18 protein-coding genes are annotated in these 20961 nt (G+C 72.7%); 8 read left to right on the plus strand and 10 right to left on the minus strand.

The features are described from left to right. Positions 1–13: 13 nt before the first annotated feature. The gene (gene xylB, locus ACGFIW_RS11395) at positions 14–1441 is read right to left on the minus strand and encodes a xylulokinase (protein ID WP_393313143.1); all 1428 of its coding nucleotides are present in this window, start codon (positions 1439–1441) and stop codon (positions 14–16) included. 9 nt (positions 1442–1450) lie between these two features. Beyond that, positions 1451–2638, minus strand: coding sequence for a xylose isomerase (gene xylA, locus ACGFIW_RS11400; RefSeq protein ID WP_393313146.1), 1188 nt, complete (start codon positions 2636–2638; stop codon positions 1451–1453). Positions 2639–2716: 78 nt separating this feature from the next. Here xylA and ACGFIW_RS11405 point away from each other — a divergent pair, with 78 nt between their 5' ends. Then, on the plus strand, positions 2717–3955 hold the full coding sequence (locus ACGFIW_RS11405) for an ROK family protein (protein ID WP_393313149.1): 1239 nt from the start codon (positions 2717–2719) through the stop codon (positions 3953–3955). Positions 3956–4207: 252 nt separating this feature from the next. Next, the gene (locus ACGFIW_RS11410; protein WP_393313152.1) at positions 4208–5818 is read left to right on the plus strand and encodes a PP2C family protein-serine/threonine phosphatase; all 1611 of its coding nucleotides are present in this window, start codon (positions 4208–4210) and stop codon (positions 5816–5818) included. 197 nt (positions 5819–6015) lie between these two features. Here the strand turns inward: ACGFIW_RS11410 and ACGFIW_RS11415 are convergent, their stop codons facing one another. Continuing rightward, entirely contained in the window at positions 6016–6681 is a 666-nt protein-coding gene (locus ACGFIW_RS11415; RefSeq protein WP_393313155.1) for a MarR family transcriptional regulator, read from the minus strand. A 58-nt stretch (positions 6682–6739) separates the two neighbouring features. Between ACGFIW_RS11415 and ACGFIW_RS11420 the strand changes: the two genes are divergently transcribed. Further along, complete coding sequence (locus ACGFIW_RS11420) at positions 6740–7870, plus strand: PP2C family protein-serine/threonine phosphatase (RefSeq protein ID WP_393313158.1); 1131 nt, start codon at positions 6740–6742, stop codon at positions 7868–7870. A 10-nt stretch (positions 7871–7880) separates the two neighbouring features. On the opposite strand, the gene ACGFIW_RS11425 is transcribed toward ACGFIW_RS11420, so the two are convergent. The 7 genes from ACGFIW_RS11425 to ACGFIW_RS11455 form a co-directional block, all read right to left on the minus strand. Continuing rightward, positions 7881–9362 (minus strand): sugar transferase, encoded by a 1482-nt coding sequence (locus ACGFIW_RS11425; protein WP_393313161.1) that lies wholly within the window; start codon positions 9360–9362, stop codon positions 7881–7883. A 211-nt stretch (positions 9363–9573) separates the two neighbouring features. Continuing rightward, on the minus strand, positions 9574–11331 hold the full coding sequence (locus ACGFIW_RS11430; RefSeq protein ID WP_393313163.1) for a substrate-binding domain-containing protein: 1758 nt from the start codon (positions 11329–11331) through the stop codon (positions 9574–9576). 128 nt (positions 11332–11459) lie between these two features. Further along, positions 11460–12497 carry a lactonase family protein gene (locus ACGFIW_RS11435; RefSeq protein ID WP_393313166.1) on the minus strand — a complete coding sequence of 346 codons (1038 nt, stop codon included), beginning with the start codon at positions 12495–12497 and terminating at the stop codon, positions 11460–11462. 87 nt (positions 12498–12584) lie between these two features. Then, complete coding sequence (locus ACGFIW_RS11440) at positions 12585–13187, minus strand: ATP/GTP-binding protein (protein ID WP_357554918.1); 603 nt, start codon at positions 13185–13187, stop codon at positions 12585–12587. Next, on the minus strand, positions 13168–13557 hold the full coding sequence (locus ACGFIW_RS11445; protein WP_357554917.1) for a DUF742 domain-containing protein: 390 nt from the start codon (positions 13555–13557) through the stop codon (positions 13168–13170). Before ACGFIW_RS11445 ends, ACGFIW_RS11440 begins: the two co-directional genes overlap by 20 nt. Further along, entirely contained in the window at positions 13547–13969 is a 423-nt protein-coding gene (locus ACGFIW_RS11450; protein ID WP_393313171.1) for a roadblock/LC7 domain-containing protein, read from the minus strand. The genes ACGFIW_RS11445 and ACGFIW_RS11450 overlap by 11 nt, the downstream gene beginning before the upstream one ends. Beyond that, entirely contained in the window at positions 13969–16317 is a 2349-nt protein-coding gene (locus ACGFIW_RS11455) for a nitrate- and nitrite sensing domain-containing protein (protein WP_393313174.1), read from the minus strand. Before ACGFIW_RS11455 ends, ACGFIW_RS11450 begins: the two co-directional genes overlap by 1 nt. Positions 16318–16676: 359 nt before the next feature. Between ACGFIW_RS11455 and ACGFIW_RS11460 the strand changes: the two genes are divergently transcribed. The 5 genes from ACGFIW_RS11460 to ACGFIW_RS11480 all read left to right on the plus strand — a co-directional run bounded on the left by ACGFIW_RS11460 (position 16677) and on the right by ACGFIW_RS11480 (position 20886). Continuing rightward, entirely contained in the window at positions 16677–17270 is a 594-nt protein-coding gene (locus ACGFIW_RS11460; protein WP_393313176.1) for a hypothetical protein, read from the plus strand. A gap of 11 nt (positions 17271–17281) precedes the next feature. Continuing rightward, positions 17282–18256, plus strand: coding sequence for a hypothetical protein (locus ACGFIW_RS11465; protein ID WP_393313179.1), 975 nt, complete (start codon positions 17282–17284; stop codon positions 18254–18256). A 172-nt stretch (positions 18257–18428) separates the two neighbouring features. Beyond that, entirely contained in the window at positions 18429–20087 is a 1659-nt protein-coding gene (locus ACGFIW_RS11470; protein WP_393313182.1) for a sodium:solute symporter family protein, read from the plus strand. Positions 20088–20102: 15 nt separating this feature from the next. Continuing rightward, complete coding sequence (locus ACGFIW_RS11475) at positions 20103–20411, plus strand: hypothetical protein (RefSeq protein WP_393313185.1); 309 nt, start codon at positions 20103–20105, stop codon at positions 20409–20411. 88 nt (positions 20412–20499) lie between these two features. Then, positions 20500–20886, plus strand: coding sequence for a hypothetical protein (locus tag ACGFIW_RS11480; RefSeq protein ID WP_393313188.1), 387 nt, complete (start codon positions 20500–20502; stop codon positions 20884–20886). The last annotated feature ends 75 nt before the right edge of the window (positions 20887–20961 follow it).

The following is a 20961-nucleotide window of genomic DNA, read 5'->3' on the forward strand; positions in this document are numbered from 1 at the left end:
GCGGGCTACCCGGTCAGCGCCGGTCGAGCACCAACCCGCGCGCCGCCGCGTACTGGTCGCGGACGGCGGGGACGGGATCGGCCGCGTACTCCTCGGTGCCCTCGACCGCCCAGGCCGGCGGCGTCGGACCACCCAGGGCGACCCAGGCGGCCTGCCGGGCGGCGCCGTCGGCGACGTACTCCCCGGCCGGCGGCACGACGACCGGGCAGCCGAAGACCTGCGGCGCGATCTGGCGCACCGCGGCCGACCGGGCTCCGCCGCCGACCAGGATGACCCGGCGGACGGTGGCCCCCTGCGCGGTCAACGCGTCGAGGCCGTCGGCGAGCGCGCAGAGCATGCCCTCCACGGCGGCCCGCGCCAGGTGCGCGGGGGTCGACGTGCGCAGGGTCAGCCCGTGCACCGCGCCGGTGGCGAGCGGGCGGTTCGGTGTCCGCTCGCCCTCCAGGTACGGCACCATGACCAGCCCGTCCGCGCCGGCCGGCGCGGAGAGCGCCAACTCGGCCAGCTCGTCCAGGCTGACGCCGAGCATCGCGGCGGCGGCGTCCAGCACCCGGGCCGCGTTGAGCGTGCAGACCAGCGGCAGGAAGCGACCGGACGCGTCGGCGAAGCCGGCGACGGCACCGCTCTCGTCGGCGGCCGGCACGTCGGCGACGCTGAACACGGTGCCGGAGGTGCCGATCGAGACGACCACGTCACCGGGGCCGGCCCCGACGCCGAACGCGGCGGCGGCGTTGTCGCCGGTGCCCGCGCCGAGCAACGCGCCGCCCGAACCACCCCACTCGTCGGCCAGCTTGCCGGCCGACTCCGCCGGACCGAGCACCTCGGGCAGCACCAACTGCCGGCCGAAGCCCCGCTCCAACAGGTCGGGTCGGTAGTCGCCGGTCGCCGGCGACCAGTAGCCGGTGCCGCTGGCGTCACCACGGTCGGTGCGCAGCGCGCCCAACCCCGGTGCGCCGGCGAGCCGCCAGGTCAGCCAGTCGTGCGGCAGGCAGACCGCGGCCACCCGGGCCGCCGCCTCCGGCTCGTGGGTGGCCAGCCACCGCAGCTTGGTGATGGTGAAGCTGGCCACCGGGACACTGCCGGTGGCCTCGGCCCAGAACCGACGCCCGGCCGCGCCGCCGCCGGCCTCCTCGACGAGGTCGGCGGCGGCGTCGGCGGATCGGGTGTCGTTCCACAACAGTGCCGGGCGGACCACCCGGCCGTCCTCGTCGAGGCACACCATGCCGTGCTGCTGGCCGGCGACGGAGATCGCCGCCACGTCGGCCAACCCGCCGGCCTGGTCGACGGCGCTACGCAGCGCCTGCCACCAGGCTTCCGGGTCGACCTCGGTGCCGTCCGGGTGCGGGGCGCGGCCCTGCCGCAGCAGAGCCCCGGTCTCCGCGTCCCGGATGACCACCTTGCAGGACTGGGTGGACGAGTCAACGCCTGCGACAACCGGCATGGCGGGGCCTCAGCGGGCGCCGAGCAGGTGCTCGACGGCGAGCTGGTTCAGCCGGACGAAGGCGAAGCCCCGGGCGGCCACCCCGTCGACGTCGACATCCTCGAACGCGGACCGGTCGGCCAGGAACTCCTCGTAGCCCTCACCGTCGTTGAGCGTCGGCGTGTTCAGGTCGCCGACCTTGCTGGCGGCGAGCGCCTCGACGACCTCGGGGTCGGCGCGGAACGCCGCGGCCCGCTCCTTGAGCAGCAGGTAGGTGCTCATGTTGGCCGCCGCCGAGGCCCAGACACCGTCCATGTCCTCGGTCCGGGAGGGCTTGTAGTCGAAGTGCCGGGGGCCGTCGTAGGCCGGGCCGCCGTTCGGGCCGCCGTTCTCCAGGAGGTCCACCAGGGCGAACGCGTTCATCAGGTCACCGTGGCCGAAGACCAGGTCCTGGTCGTACTTGATGCCGCGCTGGCCGTTGAGGTCCAGGTGGAACAGCTTGCCCTGCCAGAGCGCCTGGGCGATGCCGTGGGCGTAGTTGAGCCCGGCCATCTGCTCGTGGCCGACCTCCGGGTTGAGGCCGACCAGCTCCGGGTGCTCCAGCTGGGAGATGAAGCCGAGCGCGTGCCCGATGGTGGGCAGCAGGATGTCGCCGCGCGGCTCGTTGGGCTTGGGCTCCAGCGCGAACCGCAGGTTGTAGCCCTTGTCGATGGAGTACTGGGTGAGCAGGTTGACGGCCTCGCGGTAGCGGTCCAGCGCGGCGCGGACGTCCTTGGCGAGGTCGTACTCGGAGCCCTCGCGGCCGCCCCACATCACGAACGTGCTGGCACCCAGCTCGGCGGCCAGGTCGACCTGACGCAGAACCTTGCGCAGCGCGTACCGGCGGACGTCGCGGTCGTTGCTGGTGAAACCGCCGTCCTTGAAGATCGGGTGGGTGAAGAGGTTGGTGGTGACCATCGGCACCACGAGGCCGGTCTCGTCGAGGGCCTTGCGGAACCGGGCGATGTGCTGGTCCCGGGTGGCGGCGTCGACGCCGAACGGGATCAGGTCGTCGTCGTGGAAGGTGATGCCGTACGCGCCCAGCTCGGCGAGGCGGTGCACCGCCTCGACCGCGTCGAGCTCGGGACGGGTGGCGTCACCGAACGGGTCACGGGCCTGCCAGCCCACGGTCCAGAGCCCGAAGGAGAACTTGTCGGCGGGGGTGGGACGGGGTGCCATGAGCGACCTCCGGGGTGGTGTTGTCCGCTATTTGTTCAGCGATTGAATTATTTGCTCACCCTATGGCACTGTCAAGGGGTGAGCCTCACCCACGCCCCGGCCGGCGCAGTCCGTCAGGGCAGTCTGCGCGAGCTCAACCTCGCCCTGGTCCTGGGCCGGATCGCCGCCGCCGACCGACCTCCGTCCCGAGCCGATCTGGCGACCGCGACCGGCCTGACCCGAGCGACCGTGTCCGCGGTGGTCGAGGACCTGCTCGCCGGCCGGTTGGTCAGCGAGTCCGACCCGGCGCCCCGCTCCGGCGCCGGCCGTCCGGCCCGCGGGCTGGTCCTGGCCGACCAGGGGCCGGCGGGGCTCGGCCTGGAGGTCAACGTCGACTACCTGGCGGTCTGCGTGGTGGACCTCGCCGGACAGGTCCGGCACCGCATCGTGCACCGGGCCGATCTGCGCCCGGTGGCACCGGCGGACGCCCTCGCCCGGCTGGTCGAGATAGCCGGGGATGCCCGCGACGAGGCCGCCCGCGAGGGCCTCACCCTGGTCGGGGCCGCACTCGCGGTGCCCGGTCTGGTGGACGACGCCGGGCTGGTCCGGCTCGCACCCAACCTCGGTTGGCGCGACGTGCCGGTGCCCGCGCTGCTCGCCGAGCACCCTCCGCTCGTCGAGCAGGTGCCCGGCGTCCCGCCGCTGGTGGTGGACAACGAGGCCAACCTCGCCGCCCTCGGCGAGCTGCACTCCCGGCCACCCGGCCCGTCCAGCTTCCTGCACATCTCCGGAGAGGTGGGCATCGGCGCCGGCATCGTCCTGGACGGCGCGCTGTTCCGGGGCGTGCGCGGCTGGAGCGGCGAGATCGGGCATCTCCCGGTGCACCCCGAAGGCCGTCCGTGCCGCTGTGGCGGGCAGGGCTGCCTGGAGCAGTACGCCGGCCAGGAGGCGATCGTGACCGCCGCCGGGCTGGCCCGGGCGGAACTCCCCGCGGACACCGCGACGGCGCGGCTGGCCGAATTGGCCGAGGCCGGTGACCCGGACGCGCTGCGGGCCCTGCACGACGCCGGGACGGCGCTCGGTGTCGCGGTGGCCGGTGTCGTCAACCTGCTCGACCTGGACACCGTGGTGCTCGGTGGCGGGTACGCGGCGCTGGCACCCTGGCTGTGCCCGCCGGTGCTCGCCGAGATCGCCAGTCGGGTGCTCACCGCAGCCTGGTCGCCGGTCACGGTCCGGCCGTCGAGGCTGGGCGCGGAGGCCGCCGCGGTGGGTGCCGCCGGCTCGGTGGCCCGCCGGATCGTCGCCCAACCCGCCGGCTGGCTGGCCCGCTCCAACTGATCGCCGCCCTGCACCCCTGGGCGCGCCTCAGCGCCGCACCCTGCGCCCTCGGGGCGCCTCAGCGCCGCGCCCTGCGCCCTCGGGGCGCGTCGGCGCCGCGCCCTGCACCGTCCGGGCGCGTCGGCGCCGCGCCCTGCACCCTGGGCGCGTGTCCGAGGGGGTCGGTAGCCTTGCCCCGCAGGCAGCGATCCGCGGCGAGGAGGCGAGAAGCAGCATGCGCACAGGTCGTCAGACGTGCGGTGGCGTCCGACGGTGACCACGACCCGGCACCCCAGCGGCACCGCGCAGCCGGCCGACGCGAGGTTGGCCCGCGAGCTGCTCGACGGGCTCGCCGAGGCCGTGCTGACGACCGGCGAGGCCGGTCGGGTCACCATGGCCAACGCCACGGCGGCGGCGCTGCTCCCGGAGGTCACCGTCGGCAGCGACCTGGCCCGCTCCCCGGTGGTGGCCCTGGCCCGAGCGGTCGCCGCCGACTCCGCGGCCTTCGACACCGAACACCACGGCCGGCGACTGCGGGGCACCCGACGACAACTCACCGACTCCCGGTTCGCGTGGTATGTCAGCGACGTCACCGAGGAGCACGCTCAGGCTGATGCGCTGCGCGCCGAGCGTTCCCGCACCGCGTTCCTCGCCCAGGCCGGCAGCCGGCTCGGGCTCTCCGTGCACCGCGACCAGGTGCTCCTGGCCACCGTCACCCTCGCGGTGCCCTATCTGGCCGACGTCGCCGTGGCGCTGCCCCGCCCGGCCGTCACGGCCGAGACACCCATCCGGTGGATCCGGTACGCCGACGGCGAGCCGGCCCCGGTCACCGGCCTGGCCGGGGCGACGCTGACCAGCGGCGTGCCCGGTCTCGCCGAGGCACTGGCCGGCGAGGCCGCCGAGCCGGGGCGCTGGCTGGACGCCGAGCCCGCCGACCTGTCCCCCCTGCTGCCGCCCGGTTTCGGCGCCCCGGGCACCGTGCTGGTCAGCCCACTGCTGAGCGCCGACGGGTCGACAGGCGCACTGCTGCTCATCCGCCGCGCCGAGCGTGCCGGCTTCGACGGGCGCGAGATCGAGCTGGCCCGTGAGTTCGCCGCCCGGGCCGGCGCCGCACTGGGCACCGCCGACCTGCACGGTGAGCAGGCCCACCTGGCGCAGGTGCTACAGGCCAGTCTGCTGCCATCCGAGCTGCCCACCATGCCCGGTGTGACCATGGCCGGTGGATACCGGGCCGCCGGGGACAGCCTGCGCATCGGCGGCGACTTCTACGAGGTGTTCCCCCACCCCCGCGGTGCCCTGTTCGCGCTCGGCGACGTGTGCGGCAAGGGAGTGGGCGCGGCCGTGTTGACCGGCCGGGTCCGCCAGTCGTTGCGGACGCTGCGGCTCGTCGAGCAGCGTCCACTGGAGCTGATCCAACTGCTCAACGGGGCGTTGTTCGACGCCCCGGGCGCGGCGCGGCACAGCCAGTTGACCACCCTGCTGCTCGGCTGGATCGACAGCGGGGCCGCCGGGCTGGACGTCCGGCTCGCCGGCGGAGGTCATCCGGCGCCACTGCTGGTCACCGCCGACGGCACTGTCACGCCGGTCCCGGTCGGCGGCATGCCGGTCGGCGCGCTGCCCGTCGCTCAATTCGCCGAAACCCGGGTGCACCTCGATCCGGGCGACCTGCTGCTCGCGTACACCGATGGGGTGACCGCGGCCCGCGGCCCGCGCGAGCTGGCGACGTTCGGTGCGGCCCGGCTGCGCGCCGCGGTCGCCTCGGCAGCCGGGCGGTCGCCGGCGGCACTTGTCGACCGGGTGTTACGGGCGGTCGACGACTGGCTGGCCGGGGAGGCCCACGACGACATCGCGATGCTGGCCGTGGGTGCGTCGACGCCGGTGTGATCGACGGCCCGCGCCGACGGCGGCGTGCCGGACGACGGGATCAGGGCGGCGTGCCGGACGACGGGATCAGGGCGGCGTGCCGGACGACGGGATCAGGGCGGCGTGCCGGACGACGGGATCAGGGCGGCGTGCCGGACGGCGGCGGGGGGGGATCAGGCCGCGCCCGCCCGGGGTGGCGTGCCGCCCGGAAGGTGTGGTCAGGCGGTTCGCGCCACCGGCGGTTCGCCGGTCGGCCACTCCCGGGTGGTGCCGACGGACCGTTCCGGGTCGCCCGACGGGTCCGCCCAGGCCGTGCGGGTCTGCCGGTGGCTGTCGCGCGACCAGTCCCCCGACCGCCCACCGGGTCGGTCCGGGTCGTTCGGCCAGCCCTCGGGCCCCGTCGGGTCGTCCGACGGCGGTGTGCTCCGCGCCTGCTGCCGGCGAGCGACCTCGTCGAACTCCCGCATGCCACCCAGCAGCGCGTCGCGGCCTTCCGGGCTCATCTCGGCAAGCACCACAGCCAGCTGCGCCCGGCGGTCGGTCCGCAGCTCAGCGAGGAGCCGGCGGCCCTCCGGGGTGAGGTGCAGCGAGATCTCCCGCCGGTCGAAGCGGCCCGGCTCGCGCTCCAGCATGCCGGCGGCGACCAACCGGTCGCAGAGGCGGCTGGCGGAGCTGAGCAGCATGTCGAGCCGGCTGGCCAGCCGCCGCAGGTTGATCCCGTCGTGCTGCTCCACCACCATCACCGCTCGTAACTGGGCACCGGACACCCGGTGGGCGGTGCCCTCCCGGGCGGATTCCCAGATGCCCAGCAGGGCAGCGGCCGCCTCGTCCAGCGCGGCAGCCATACTCGTCTTGGGGTCCGTCGGACCGTGCAGTTCGGCCATGGTGGCCCGAGACTACTCCGAACACACTGGTGGTCGAGCTTTCAGCGAGGGAGCGACGATGAGCGAACCGGTCAATCAGGCACGCCGTGCCCTGAACCAGGCACCGGCCGACCGGCTCGTGGGCGGTATCGGGGAGGTGCTCGCCCGGTCGTACGGGATTACCGACGTCGAGCTGTACCAGGTCGACTACAAGCTCTCGGAGCTGCTGCCGCTCACCGAGGGTGACTCGATCACCAGCCCCGGGCACCCCGCCTGGCGTGCTTTCGACCACCAGTCGCCGCTCCTGACCGACGGCACCGCCTGGTTCCCGGTGACCATGCGGGGCGAGCGTCGAGGGGTGCTGTGCCTGGCACCCGTCCCGGACGACCGGGAGGTCGTCGCCGAGCTGGCCGACATCGCCACCGCGCTCGCCCACGAGGTGGCGGCGGTCTCTGCCGGCACCGACGTCTACCGGACGGCGCGGCGCGCCCAGCGCCTCACCCTGGCCGCCGAGATGCAGTGGGACCTGCTTCCCGGCCGCAGCCGGATCCGTCCCGCGTTCAGCCTGGCCGGGCAGTTGGAGCCGGCGTACGCGGTACGCGGTGACAGCTTCGACTGGTCCGACGACGGGCAGCGGCTCTGGTTGTCCACGATCAACGGCACCGGGGAGGGTGTCGCCGCCTCCCTGCTCACCTCGTTGGCCACCCACGCGTTGCGCAACGCGCGTCGGGCCGGGCTGAGCCTGGCCGACCAGGCCGCCCTCGCCGATCAGGCCATCTACGACCTGTACCGGGGCGAACAGCACCTCTCCGCGTTGCTGATGGAGCTGGACCTGCGCTCCGGGATGATGACGGTGGTGGACGCCGGGTCGCCCCGACTGGTCCTGCTGCGCGACGGCGACGTCGCCGAGCAACCGCTGGAGGCGCAGTTCCCGCTGGGCATGTTCGAGGCGACCGACTACCACGAGCAGAAGTTCCCGCTGGAGCAGGGCGACCGGGTCTTCGTGGTCAGCGACGGGGTGGTGGAGGCCACCGGTCAGCACGTGCGCTACGGCGAGACGGCCCTGGACCGGTTCCTGCGGCGGACCGGGCCGATGGAACCCCTGGACGCCGTCCGGTCGCTGATCGGTGATCTGCGCGCGTTCGTGGCCGGTGACCTGGTCGACGACGCGGTGGTCGTCTGCCTGGACTGGCACGGCCCGCAAGCGTGACCGGCGGCCGTCAGTACGCTCCGCGGCCGTTGAGGACCGCACCGAAGGTCTTCCAGAGGATGGTGAGGTCGGCGGCGAGGGACCAGTTCTCCACGTAGTAGAGATCGAGCCGGATGCCGTCCTCCCAGCTCAGGTCGGATCGGCCGCTGACCTGCCACAACCCGGTCATGCCGGGCTTGACCAGCAGCCGCCGGGCCACGTCGCCGTCGTAGCGGGCCACCTCCGAGGGCAGCGGCGGACGGGGGCCGACCATGCTCATCTGACCCAACAGCACGTTCACCAGTTGCGGCAGCTCGTCCAGTGACCACTTGCGCAGCAGCCGGCCGACGCGGGTGACCCGGGGGTCGTGGCGCATCTTGAACATCAGGCCGTCGGTCTCGTTGCGGGCGGTCAGCTCGGCGAGCATCGCGTCGGCGTTCACCACCATGGTGCGGAACTTGAACACGCCGAACTCCTGCCCGCCCCGCCCGACCCGGACCTGGCGGAAGAGCACCGGGCCCCGACTGTCCAGTTTGATGGCCAGGGCGATGAACGCGATGAGCGGCAACAGCAGCGCCAGCGCCAGCGACGAGGCCGACCTGTCGACGAGACCCTTCACCAGCTTGCGCGCACCGCGGAACTCCGGTGCCTCGACGTGGATCAGCGGCAGGCCGGCGACCGGGCGGGTGTGGATGCGTGGGCCGGCCACGTCGGTGAGCGCGGGCGCCACGACCAGGTCGACGCCGGTCCCCTCCAGTTGCCAGCCGAGGCGCCGCAGCCGGGTCGCGGTCAGCTCGCCCGAGGCGGTCACCGCGACCGTGTCCGCGCCGATGGCGGTGACGGCCTCCGGAATACCACGGAACGACCCCACCACCGGCACGTCGCCCAGTCGCTGCGCCACCGGCGCGAGCAGCGCGTCCGGGATGCACGCGCCGACCACCTGGTAGCCGGCGTACGGTTCGCGGCGCAGCGTGTGCACCAACTCCAACACGTGGGCGGTGTCACCGACCACCAGCACCCTGCGGGACCAGCCGGCACCCATCGAGCGGGCCCGGTGCAGGCGCTTGCGGGCGCCGAACCGCGCCACCTCCAGCCCGACGGTGCCCACCGCGAAGGAGATGCCCAGGAAACCCCGCGAGACGCCAAGATCGGTGATGTAGCCGATGATGGCTATCGCGCCGGCCAGGCGCAGGCTCGCGGAGCTGACCCGCCGGTACTCGTCCGCCCCGTAGCCGATCACCCGGTCGTCGTAGCAGCCGAGGGCCTTGAGCGAGATCAGCCACGCCAGCACCAACCCGGGAGCGACGAGCACGTACGGGACCTCGGAGCCGCTCGGCTGGTCGTCGCCGAAGCGGGCGACGTATCCGATGAGCAGCGCGATGATGAGAACGGTGGTGTCCAATACCACCATGACCCGAACGTAGGACCGCTCGTCGGCGCGCGCCACGAGCCCGGCCCGGGGGCCGTTCGGCTCCGCCGACGTGGCGGGGGTCAACAGTGTCGCCGCGGTCACCGGCCCTCCCACTCTGCTCAGGGTGGCCCCGGCCAACAGCTCGGACCGGAGGCGGACCGACCGTGCCGGAACAGTCGACATCCTGCCCCGATAACTATGACTGCCGATTGCTTCGGACGTATTGCCGTCACTTTTCTTCAACCTGGAAGCCAATAAAGAGACTTGCCCACCGGATACCCGGTGGGCAGGTCTCGGCCTCCTTCGCGGTGGCTCAGCGCGGTGCCGGTGGGCGCCGCGCGATGGCGCTGAGGAAGATGCTGCCGATCTCGCTCGGGTCCTTGGTGACGAAGACATCGCCCCCGGTCACCTTCGTGATCGACTCAAGCTCGGCCTTGCTGACGCCCTCGCCGATGCCGATCATGATGACCTGGACCGGTCGCTCCGGGTCGGCGATCTGCTTGAGCTTGGCGAGCAACTGCTGCTGGTTGAGGCCGTTGTCGTCCTCGTTCTTGCCGTCGGTGAACAGCACGATGGAGTTGACCCGACCGGGCTGCCAGTTTTCCTGCACCGCCTGGTACGCGGCAAGCATCGTGTCGTAGAGGCCGGTGTCGCCGCTGGACGGCTTCACCGTGGCGAGTGCCCCCTCCAACTGGGCCCGCTGGCTGGAGAGCGGCCCGATGGGGATCAGCTGGCGGTAGTCCCGGTTGCCGACCAGCTTGGTGGAGAAGGTCCACAGGCCGATCGACCAGGAGTCGTCGAAGAGGCCGAGGCCGCGGCGTGCCGCCTCCACGGTGACCTCCTCCCGGCTCCGGTTGTTGGCCGACGGCACCGGGTCCCTCATCGAGCCGGAGACGTCGATCACGGCCAGCATCCGGCCGGACTGGGTGGCGATCGACCAGCTGGACACGACCCGCTGGATCGCGGCCGGGTCCAACCCGCCCGCGGCGGTGCCGCCGTTCGCCGGTGCGGTCGGCGCGCCGCCGGACGGGCTCGGGGCACCCTGCGGTGCCTGGAAGCCGGCACCCCAGTTGCCGTCCGGCGCGCGCAGCGACTGCGCCGCGAGCCGGTCCCGGAAGTTGGGGCTGGTGAGCAGCTCGAACAGCACCCGGGCCGCCGACGCCTTACTCGGCTCGATGCCGGGCAGCACCGCGTACGGGTAGTCCAGCGGCATCGGGGCCGGCTCCATGTAGAGCGCGGCGAGCGGCACCGGCGGCTTCTTGCTGTTGTAGGCGATCACGTCCTCTTCGGACAGCGCCGCCGCGCCGAGACCGCTGGCGATGGAGGTCGCGTCGTTGGCGGTCGGGAAGCGTGCCAACAGGTCGTTGCGCAGCGAGGAACGCCCGGTGGCAAGTGCGCGGAGCGCACCGACGGTGTTGCGCTGGGCGTCACCGCCCGCGCCGTTGGCGGCGGCGGTCAGCGAGAGCAGGCCGGACAGGCCGGCGGCGTCGCGGGTCGGCTCGACGATCCCGGTACGCAGCGGCGCGTTCGTGTTGTTGAGCTGCTTGAGCAGGTCGGTCCAGTTGAACTTCTTGTCCGGCCAGCCCAGCCGGGTGGCGATCGGCTCGGGCATCGCGACGACGATGGGGCTGCGCGCGATGGACGCGCCGTTGGTCGGAGCGAACGCGGTCGCGTCCTTCTTCAACCGCAACAGCCAGGTCGAGGAGTCCGGCACCCACACGTCCGGGCTGACGGCCGTGCCGCTGGCCTGCCCCACCCCGGCGAGGACCGCGCCGTGCTTGGCCGCCACCACGGCCGCCACGTCGACCGGGTCGGACGCGGAGACATCGACCCGGATGCAGGTCGGGCCCACCGCAGCGCCGTCCTTGACCCACTGGGACGCGGCGGCGTCCACCGCGGGCGCCAGCTCGGAGGCGACAGCCACCGCGAGTCGGATCTCCCCCGAGCAGTTGGACTGGACCAACTCTCGGTAGCCGAACCACGCGCCAGTCGTGACGACGAGAACCGTCGCCATCGCAGCGGCGGCTGCTAGGTGGAGTTTCGAACGCATGCGATGGCGGCCTGCTGACACGGTGACCATCTTGCGTACAAGGTGCCGTCTCTGCCACATCCGTTCGGACGAAAGTTACGGAGGAGAAACAGTTAACCACTATTTAGCAACACAGCGTGACGCGCCAGCCCCGAGGTGTTGCCAAACCCTCACCGCAGCACACAGGTCGGACTCGGCACCAGCACCGGCTCCCCGACCGCCACCGGAACCCCGGTCACGACGTCGCGCCGGAAGATCCGCACCATGTCCGCCCGTTCGTCGGCGACGTAGAGGTGCTCCCCGATCAGCGCGAAGTGCCGGGGCCACTCACCGCCGGTGTCCACCTCTGCCACCAACTCGGGCAGCTCGCCGGCCAGGGTGAAGGCCGCAAGCGTCCCCACCCCCCGGTTGGCGACATAGAGAAACCGGCCGTCCGGGCTGACCGCGACCTCCGACGGTTGGACATGGCCGGACCGCTCGCTCGCCTCGACCCGACCCCGCTGGTGCAACGCGCCGTCCCCGGTCAGCTCGTAGGCGGTGACCGAGGCGTCCAACTCGCCGACGAGGTAACAACGTCGTCCATCCGGGTGCCGGGCCAGGTGCCGGGGCCCGGTGCCGGGCGTCGTACGGATGCGTGGCGCGCGGGGCACCAGCCGCCCGGTCGCGGCGTCCAGGTCGTACCGGTAGACCGAGTCGGTGCCGAGGTCCACCGCGAGCAGCGGCCCCCGGCCCGCCGCCGGGGAGACCATGTGGGCGTGTGCGTGGTCCTGCCGCTCCGGGTCGGGGCCGTGCCCCTCGTGCACCACCAGGTCGCTGCGCTCGCCGGGCACACCCCGCGGGTCGAGTGGGAAGACCGCGACGCTGCCGCTGCCGTAGTTGGCCGCCACGAGGTGGCCGCCGTCGGGCGACACCGCCAGGTGGCAGGGCTCGGCCCCACCTGTCGACCGGCTGCCCAGCGGATCCAGCCCGCCGTCCGGCGCGACCCGCCAGGCGCTGATCTCCCCGTCCGTCAACTCGTTGACGGCGTAGAGCACCGGGTGGGTGGGGTGCCGCGCCAGGAAGGAGGGGGACGGGGTGACCGCCACCGTGCCGAGCGGGGTCAGCGCCCCGGTCGTCGGGTCGCGGTGCGCGGCGACGATGCCGCTGCCCCGCCCACCGCTCTGCGCGGTGTAGCCCCCGATGTGGACGACCTCACCCTGACCACTCACGTCCCACTCCTCCGCCGGCGTCCTGCGCTGATCCAATCAGAGGCTGCCCGCATTGCCCGCCGGTTAACCGGCTTTGCCGACCGGACTTCAGGCCGTCGGCACCGGCTCCCCGCGCTGCCGGGCGACATGCTCGACCAGGGAGATCAACACCATCTTTCCGGACTGCCGGTCCCGGGCGTCGCAGAGCACCATCGGCACGTCCGGGTCCAGGTCGAGTGCCCGGCGTACGGTCTCCAGGTTGAAACGACGGGAGTCGTCGAAGCAGTTCACACCCACCACGAACGGGATGCCACGCTGCTCGAAGTAGTCGATGGACGGGAAACAGTCGGCCAACCGGCGGGTGTCGGCGAGCACCACCGCGCCCAGTGCGCCGAAGGCCAACTCGTCCCAGAGGAACCAGAACCGGTCCTGGCCCGGCGTACCGAACAGGTAGACCTGCAGGTCGTCGTTGATGGTGATCCGGCCGAAGTCCATCGCCACCGTGGTGGTCGACTTGCCCTCCACCCCGGAGATGTCGTCGGTGCCGACCCCGGCGCCGGTCAACACCTCCTCGGTCTGCAACGGACGCACCTCGCTGAGGGCACTGACCAGCGTCGTCTTGCCAGCCCCGAAGCCACCCGCGATGAGAATCTTCAGTGCCAGCGGGATGGTGGTGCTGGTGCCCGCATGGTCATAGCGCACGGAGTCCACTGACCACCGCCTTGAGGATGTCGTCGTCGGGAATGATTCCGGCGGCCGGGGGCTCGTGCACCGCGACCAGGCCCGCACCCAGAAGATCACCGAGGAGCACCCGGACCACACCGACCGCGAGGTCCAGTTCGGCTGCCAACTCGGCCACCGACACCGGCCGGAGGGCCAACGCGATCAGCCGTCGATGCTCCGGGAGCAGGTGCGGATGCTCCGCCGCGTCGACGTCCGATCCCGCCAACACGAACGCGACGAGGTCGAACCCATCGACGGCGGAGCGTACCCGCCCTTTGGTGAGCGTGTACGGGCGCACTACCGGGCCGGCCTCGCCGTCCAGCCACTCGTGCTGCGGCCCGGGCGGCTCAGCCCGCATCACCGGCTCCCGCCGACGATCGGGGCGGCGCGGCGAGGCTCTCCCCCACCCGGATGACGAGCATCGCCATCTCGTACGCGACCAACCCGATGTCCGCGTCGGCGTCGCTCACCACCGCCAGGCAGGCACCCTGCCCGGCGGCGGTGACGAAGAGGTACGCCGACTCCATCTCCACCACGGTCTGCCGGACCGGCCCGCCGTCCACGTGCCGGCTGGCGCCCCGGGCCAGGCTGGAGAAGCCGGCGGCGAGCGCACAGAGGTGCTCCGCGTCGGAGCGTTCCAACTCGGCCGAGCAGCCGAGCAGCAGACCGTCAGCGGACAGCACCACCGCCTCCCGGGCGGCTGGCACCCGTTGCACCAACTCGTCGAGCAACCAGTCCAGGCCGGCGCTCTGCTTCGTCGATTGCCGCACTAGGCGTCCCTCTCAGTCGCGGTCGGGGGTTCGGGGGTCGTCGCCGGGCCGGCAGTGCCGGCCGGCGCAGCCCGGTCGGCCGGCACTGCCGGCGTCGTCGGGGCGGGCGGGGTGGTGACGGTGGCGCGTCCCCGCGCCGTGCCGGCCTGGAGGGCCGCCATCACCCGGCGCACCTCCTCGGGAGAGCGGGGCGCCGGGGTGTCGGTGACCGTCGACCGAGGCTGGGCGACGGGGGTACGACGTCGTACCCGGCGGGGCAGGCCGTCCAGTTCCTCGTCCACGGTCGACCCCGCGTCGACAGTCACGCCACCCGGGGTGGGTGCTCCGGCGGGCGGTGCGGTGACGGCGCGGGAGGCCGTGGGTGGGCGGGTGCGGGACACGGTGCCCCGGCGAGCCGTCCGAGCCAGCCGCCGGGCCGGGTCGGCCGACGCGGCGACAGGTGTGGCGGGGTCGGGGCCGGGCGGTGGCTCGGCGGTGACCAGGTCGGCGGGGATCAGCACCACCGCGATCACCCCGCCCTGCTCGGAGGGGCGCAGTTCGACACGGACACCGTGTCGGGCCGCCAGCCGGGCCACGACGAACAGGCCGAGTCGGGCGCTCTGCGCCGGGTCGAACTCGGGCGAGCTGGCCAGCCGGGTGTTGGCGGCCTCCAGCGCCGCGGCGGACATGCCCAACCCCTGGTCGGTGACCTCCAGGGCGTACCCGTTGGCCACCTGCTCCCCGGTGATGGTGACCCGTGTGTCCGGCGGGGAGAAGGCGGTGGCGTTCTCGACCAGCTCGGCGAGCAGATGGATGACGTCGCCGACCGCCCGGCCCAACACACCGGCGGGCTGCGTGGCGGTGATGTCCACCCGGTCGTACGCCTCGACCTCGGAGATCGCGCCGCGAACCAGGTCGACGATCGCGACCGGGTTCCGCCAACCGCGGCCCGGCGCGGAGCCGGCAAGGATGACCAGGTCCTCGGCGTGCCGGCGGAGCCGGGTCGCCAGGTGGTCGACCTGGAACAGTTCGGCCAGCTCGTCCGGGTCCTCGGCGCGGCGCTCCATCCGGTCCAACAGGTGCAACTGACGGTGCACCAGGCTCTGGCTGCGTCGGGCGATGTTGAGGAAGACCTCGTTGAGCCCCCGACGCAGGGTGACCTCGTCCACGGCGGCCTGGACGGCGGTGCGCTGCACCTCGGTGAAGGCACGCCCGACCTCGCCGATCTCGTCGTGGCCGTACTCCAGTGGCGGTGCCTCCCGGGCGACGTCCACCTGCTCGCCTCGACGCAGGCGGGTCACCACGTCCGGGAGACGATGCTCGGCCAACTCGAGCGCGGCGGTGCGGACGCCGCTGAGTCGCTGGACCAGCGTGCGGCCGAGCCGCAGCGCCACCAGCACCGAGACCACCACGGCGACGAGCCCGAGCACGCCGGCGGCGGCGAGCCGCACCAGGATGCGTACCGCCATCGGCACCGAGCGGTCGGTGAGGCCGTCGGCCTCGGCAAGCTCGAAGTCGCGCAACTGCTGCTGCACCGTGTCATGGCTGGCCTGCCAGGCGGCCGCGTCGACAGGCGGTCGGCCGGACCGGTTGGCCAGGACCAGCGCGTCCTGCATCGTGCGCAGCCGGGTGAACGCCTCGCCCTCGGTCAACCGTTGGTACGCGACCCGGCCGGCCTCGGGCAGGTCGGCCACGGCGTTCTCGGTGAGCCACCGTTGGTTGCCGATGGCCTGTACGAGTTGGGTGTGCTCCCCCTCGGCGAACCGTCCGGCGCTCAGCGCGCCGGTCACCAACGCGTCGCTCTGGCCGAGCAGCTCCCGGGAGCGGCCCAACGCGGTGAGCGCCAGTGCCTGCCGGTTGAGGTCCGGGTCGTCGAGGGTCGCCATCGCGGAGAACGCCTGGAAAGCCGCGGTGACCATGCCGCTGTACAGGCCGATCGCGCCGCTGCGGTCCAGACTGCGGTCGTCGATGAACTGCCGGCCGGCCGGCAGCGCCGCCAGGGCGGAGACCAGGTGGTCGATCCGGGCCTCCAGCGGATCGTCGGCGGCGTCGCGCAGGGCTTCGCCGTCGACGCGGCGGCGCAGCTCGGCGACTGCCCGGTCGGTGCGGGCCCGTTGCTCGGCCAGGACGGGCAGCCGGGTGGTGCCCGCGAGTTGCACCACCGAGAGTCGGCGCTCCCGTTGCAGCTCGGTGACCACGACCTCGCCGGGGCGACCAAGGTCGTAGAGCAGGGTGCGGGCGGAGAGCAGGCCCAGGGCGGGACCGAAGGTCAGCGTGGTCGCGAAGATCCACAGCGCCAGGAGCGCGGTCACCGGCGCGACGACCAACGCGGTCAGCTTGGAGCGGATCGGCCAGTCGCGGGTTCTCATCAGACCTCGCCCGTACAGGGGTGGCAGGAGGGGTGCCGGCACCGCCGGGCAACGCGTCGGCCGGCGGTACGCCCGGCGTGACGCCGGACACCGGCGCGGGCGCCTTGGGCAGGATACGTAATCGTGGGCGGTTGCACTACCGCCCGTCGCGCCGACATCGACGCTCCGAGATGTGCCTCACAAGGCGACGGACGATCGACGCGTTTTCTGGACTGGCTCAGGTCTACGCCGGTGGGCGGAGCCGCGGCCCCTCCACAGCACCTCTTCCCGCTCTCGCCCGCAAGCCGCCCAGGAAAGTACCCCCGATCGGGATTGGCGATCAGTGCGCGGAGGGAATACCAGGTGACGAAGGAGGAGCCATGTCGCCCACGCAGGTAATCGTCATCGTGCTCGTCGTGCTCGTGATCGTCGCGGTGCTGGCGGTGGCCGTCCGGTCGCTCAGCCGCCGTCGCGCGCTGCGCGACCGGTTCGGGCCGGAGTACGACCGGGTGGTGGAGGAGCAGGACAGCCGGTCCGCCGCCGAACGCGAACTGCGCGACCGGGAACGCCGGCACGCCGAGCTCACGCTCACCCCGCTCAGCCCGGAGTCCCGGGCCCGCTACAGCGCCGCCTGGGAGGAACTCCAGGTGCGCTTCATCGACTCGCCCGGCGAAACGGTTGGCGACGCGGACGAACTGGTCACCCGGCTCATCGAGGAGCAGGGCTATCCGACCGGTGACTTCTCCGACCAGATTGCCCATCTCTCCGTCGAGCACGCTCGCACGCTCACCAACTACCGCGACGCGCACGACATCCACCTGCGCAACTCCCGGGGCGAGGCCAGCACCGAGGAGCTGCGGCAGGCCGTCGTGCACTACCGGGCACTCTTCGCCGACCTGCTCGGCGAGGAGCCGGTTGGCCGCCGTACGCCCGAACAGCGCCACCACCCGGACCACGACTCCACGAGCCGCTGAGGAGGCCACCGATGCGCCAGGAAGAACAGCAGGCGAGCAGCGATCACCCCGAGGCCGTCCGGTCCGCGCCCGTCCCGGTGCCTCCCACCGGCGACCGGGCCGGCCGCTCGGACGTCCCTGAGGACGCCCTGGACGACCGGGGCACCTTCGACGACCGGACCGCCCCGAACGAGCGGGACGCGTCGAACGAGTGGACCGCCCCCGACGAACGCGCCGACGACACCGCACGCGTCGACGACACCGAGCGGACCGACGCGACCGATCGGGCCGACGACACCGCACGTGCCGACGACACCGACCCGCGCCACCGGCGGGACGACCGGTCCGCCGACGAGGGCGGTTTCCACGAGCCGGGGCCACTGCCGACAGCGTTCGGCGCCACCACCGTCGCCGACGCGGTGGCGGCCTCGGCGCTGGCCAGCCCACACCCGCAGGATCAGCCGGACGCCCGGGCCGAGCGGACGGCCCAGCCGGGCGATGGTGCAGAGGACGGCGAGCGTGAGGGTCTGCGCGCCGACCCGACGGCCGACCTGCACCGCAGGGATGTCGCCCCGGGCACCGACCCCGACGCCGTGACCGCCGGCGCGGCCGGTTACGGCAGCGCGACGCCGGAGATGGTCGATCCGGACGCGGACGGCGAGCCGGTCGACAGCGAGGGCGACGGCACGCTGGGAGCCGCCGGGACGTCGCGACCCGCCGGGTCGACAGTCGCGGCCGAGCCGGCCACGCTCCTGGACAGCGACACCGCGCAGGGCTTCCGGGACCGCTGGCGAGACGTGCAGCTGCGTTTCGTCGACGACCCGCACGCGGCGGCCGGCGAGGCGCAGTCGCTTGTCGAGGAGGCCATCCAGGCCCTCTCCTCGGCACTGGCCGCGCAGAAGAACACGCTGGGCGGGTGGCAGGACGCCGGCTCGGCCGACACCGAGCAACTGCGGATGGCGGTGCGCAACTACCGGGACTTCCTGGACCGCGTACTGGGTCGCTGAGCGACACACGCAGGGCGCCCCGGCCGGTCGGCCGGGGCGCCCCCTCGCGCTGGGGGACCGGCCCGATTCACCCGAAACCACCTCCACGGACGTCGAGGCGTGAAACCGTCCGCACAGGGGTAATACGGCGCGCGCGGCTAACAGCGCGGACCGCGGGACGAGGGGTGACGGGATGGACGGCGACGGTCTTCGGCTCAGCATGAACGGCCTGGACTACCTGATCCTGGCGCTGTACTTCGTCACCGTCCTCGGGGTCGGCATCGCCGCCCGCCGGGCGATCCGGACCAGCGTCGACTTCTTCCTCTCCGGCCGGTCCCTGCCGGCCTGGGTGACCGGGCTCGCCTTCGTCTCGGCGAACCTGGGCGCGTTGGAGATCATCGGCATGGCCGCGAACGGCGCCCAGTACGGCGTCATGACCGTCCACTACTACTGGATCGGCGCGGTGCCGGCGATGGTCTTCCTGGGCATCGTGATGATGCCCTTCTACTACGGGTCGAAGGTCCGCAGCGTGCCGGAGTACCTGCGGCTGCGGTTCAACCGCCCCACCCACCTGCTCAACGCGCTCAGCTTCGCCGTCGCCCAGGTGCTGATCGCCGGGGTCAACCTCTACGCGCTGGCCCTGGTGATGCAGGCACTGCTCGGCTGGCCGCTCTGGACCGCGATCGTGGTGGGCGCGGCGATCGTGCTGGCGTACATCACCATCGGTGGTCTGACCGGCGCGATCTACAACGAGGTGCTCCAGTTCTTCGTCATCCTGGCCGGCCTCATCCCGGTCACCGTGATCGGCCTGGTCAAGGTCGGCGGGGTGAACGGCCTGATGGACGCGGTACGCGACTCCAAGCTCGGCGAGGCGGGTCTGCACGCCTGGCAGGACACCGGCAGCACGGCCAACCCGCTGGGCGCGCAGTGGATCGGCATCGTCTTCGGCCTCGGTTTCGTGCTGTCCTTCGGCTACTGGACGACGAACTTCGCCGAGGTGCAGCGGGCGCTGTCGGCGAAGAACATGAGCGCCGCGCGTCGTACGCCGATCATCGCCGCGTACCCGAAGCTGTTGATCCCCCTGGTCACGGTCATCCCCGGCCTGGTGGCCCTGGTGACGGTGAAGGGCCTGGGCGCGGAGAGCGGCGACCTTCAGTACAACAACGCGATCCCGCTGCTGATGCGCGACCTGCTCCCCAACGGCGTACTCGGGGTGGCCGTCACCGGTCTGCTCGCCTCGTTCATGGCCGGCATGGCGGCAAACGTGAGTGGCTTCAACACCGTCTTCACCTACGACATCTGGCAGGCGTACATCCGCCGCGACCGGCCGGACGACCACTACGTGCGGGTCGGTCGCTGGGCGACGGTCGCCGCTGTGGTGATCGGCATCGGCACGGCGTTCATCGCGGCCGGGTTCAGCAACATCATGAACTACATCCAGGCGCTCTTCTCCGTCTTCAACGCCCCGCTGTTCGCCACCTTCATCATCGGCATGTTCTGGAAGCGGATGAGCGCGCTCGCCGGCTTCTGGTCGCTGCTGCTGGGCACCCTGGTGTCGCTCAGTCTCTACCTGCTCTACAAGGGTGGCGTCATCGACTTCAACTCCGACCTGGAGGAGAGCTTCTGGGGCGCCGGTCTCGCGTTCGTCACGGCGGTGGTGGTCGCCGCGATCATCACCCCGCTCACCGCGCCCAAGCGCGACGAGGAACTGCGCGGGCTGGTCTACGGCATGGGCGGCGTCGACCTGAAGGGTGACGTGCTCGCCGGGGACGCCGTCTGGTACCGCTCCCCCGTGCTGCTCGGTGTGATCGCGGTGGCGCTCGCCGCCCTGTTCTACGTCCCGGTCTTCTAGGAAAGGAGTCGGCAGATGAGCGACGACGGCCAGCCGGCACAGGACCCGCTGATCGACGAGTCGCAGGCGGAGCAGCGCCGCTCCGCCGCGGCCCGGCTGTTCGACGTCCGCCGGGTGATCGGTGGCCTCTTCGTGGCGTACGGGATCATCGTGACGTTGATCGGCATCTTCGACAGTGCGGCCGAGATCGACAAGGCCCAGGGCGTCCGGATCAACCTGTGGGCCGGGTTGGTGATGCTCGTCTTCGGCCTGCTCATGCTGTTCTGGCAGTGGCGGCGCCCGGCGGAGCCGCCGGCCCCCAACGAGCAGCAACCCGGCGCCTGACGCCGGACCTGGCCGGCAGGAGCATGAGCCCGCCCCGAGAGGGTACGCGAGGGGATCAGGCACCGTGTCGGACACAGGAGGCACCACCATGACCGATCGCGATCGCCAACCGCCGTTGGAGGACAGCCTGGAGGTGGCCGCGGCGGTGGACGATGACACCACCGTCCCGCAGTTGCGTGGCGGGGGCGGCCCCGACCACGACTCCCCCGGCTTCGCCGAGCCCCGCGACCGGCCGGACGACCTCGCGCCGGACACCGACGAGCTGATCGGCGACCCCTACGCCGCCGGCTCGGGGGCGACCGGGACGGGCACCGGCGCCGGCGGCGACAACATCCGTACCGGGGCCGAGCAGCCCTGGGAGCCGGAGGACCTGGTGATGGCCCGCGGCCAGGACCTCACACCGGAGAATCTGGACAAGGCCCGCCGTGACCTGGCCGAGCAGGGTCGGGCGGCAATCGAGCGCACCGTGCCCTGACCAGGGCACAAGGGGGGGTCCCCGACCCGACCTGTGACGGTCGGGCCGGGGACCCGGGGGGACCTGCCGCCGGCA

Source organism: Micromonospora sp. NPDC048935 (assembly GCF_043197875.1).
Lineage (GTDB): Bacteria > Actinomycetota > Actinomycetes > Mycobacteriales > Micromonosporaceae > Micromonospora.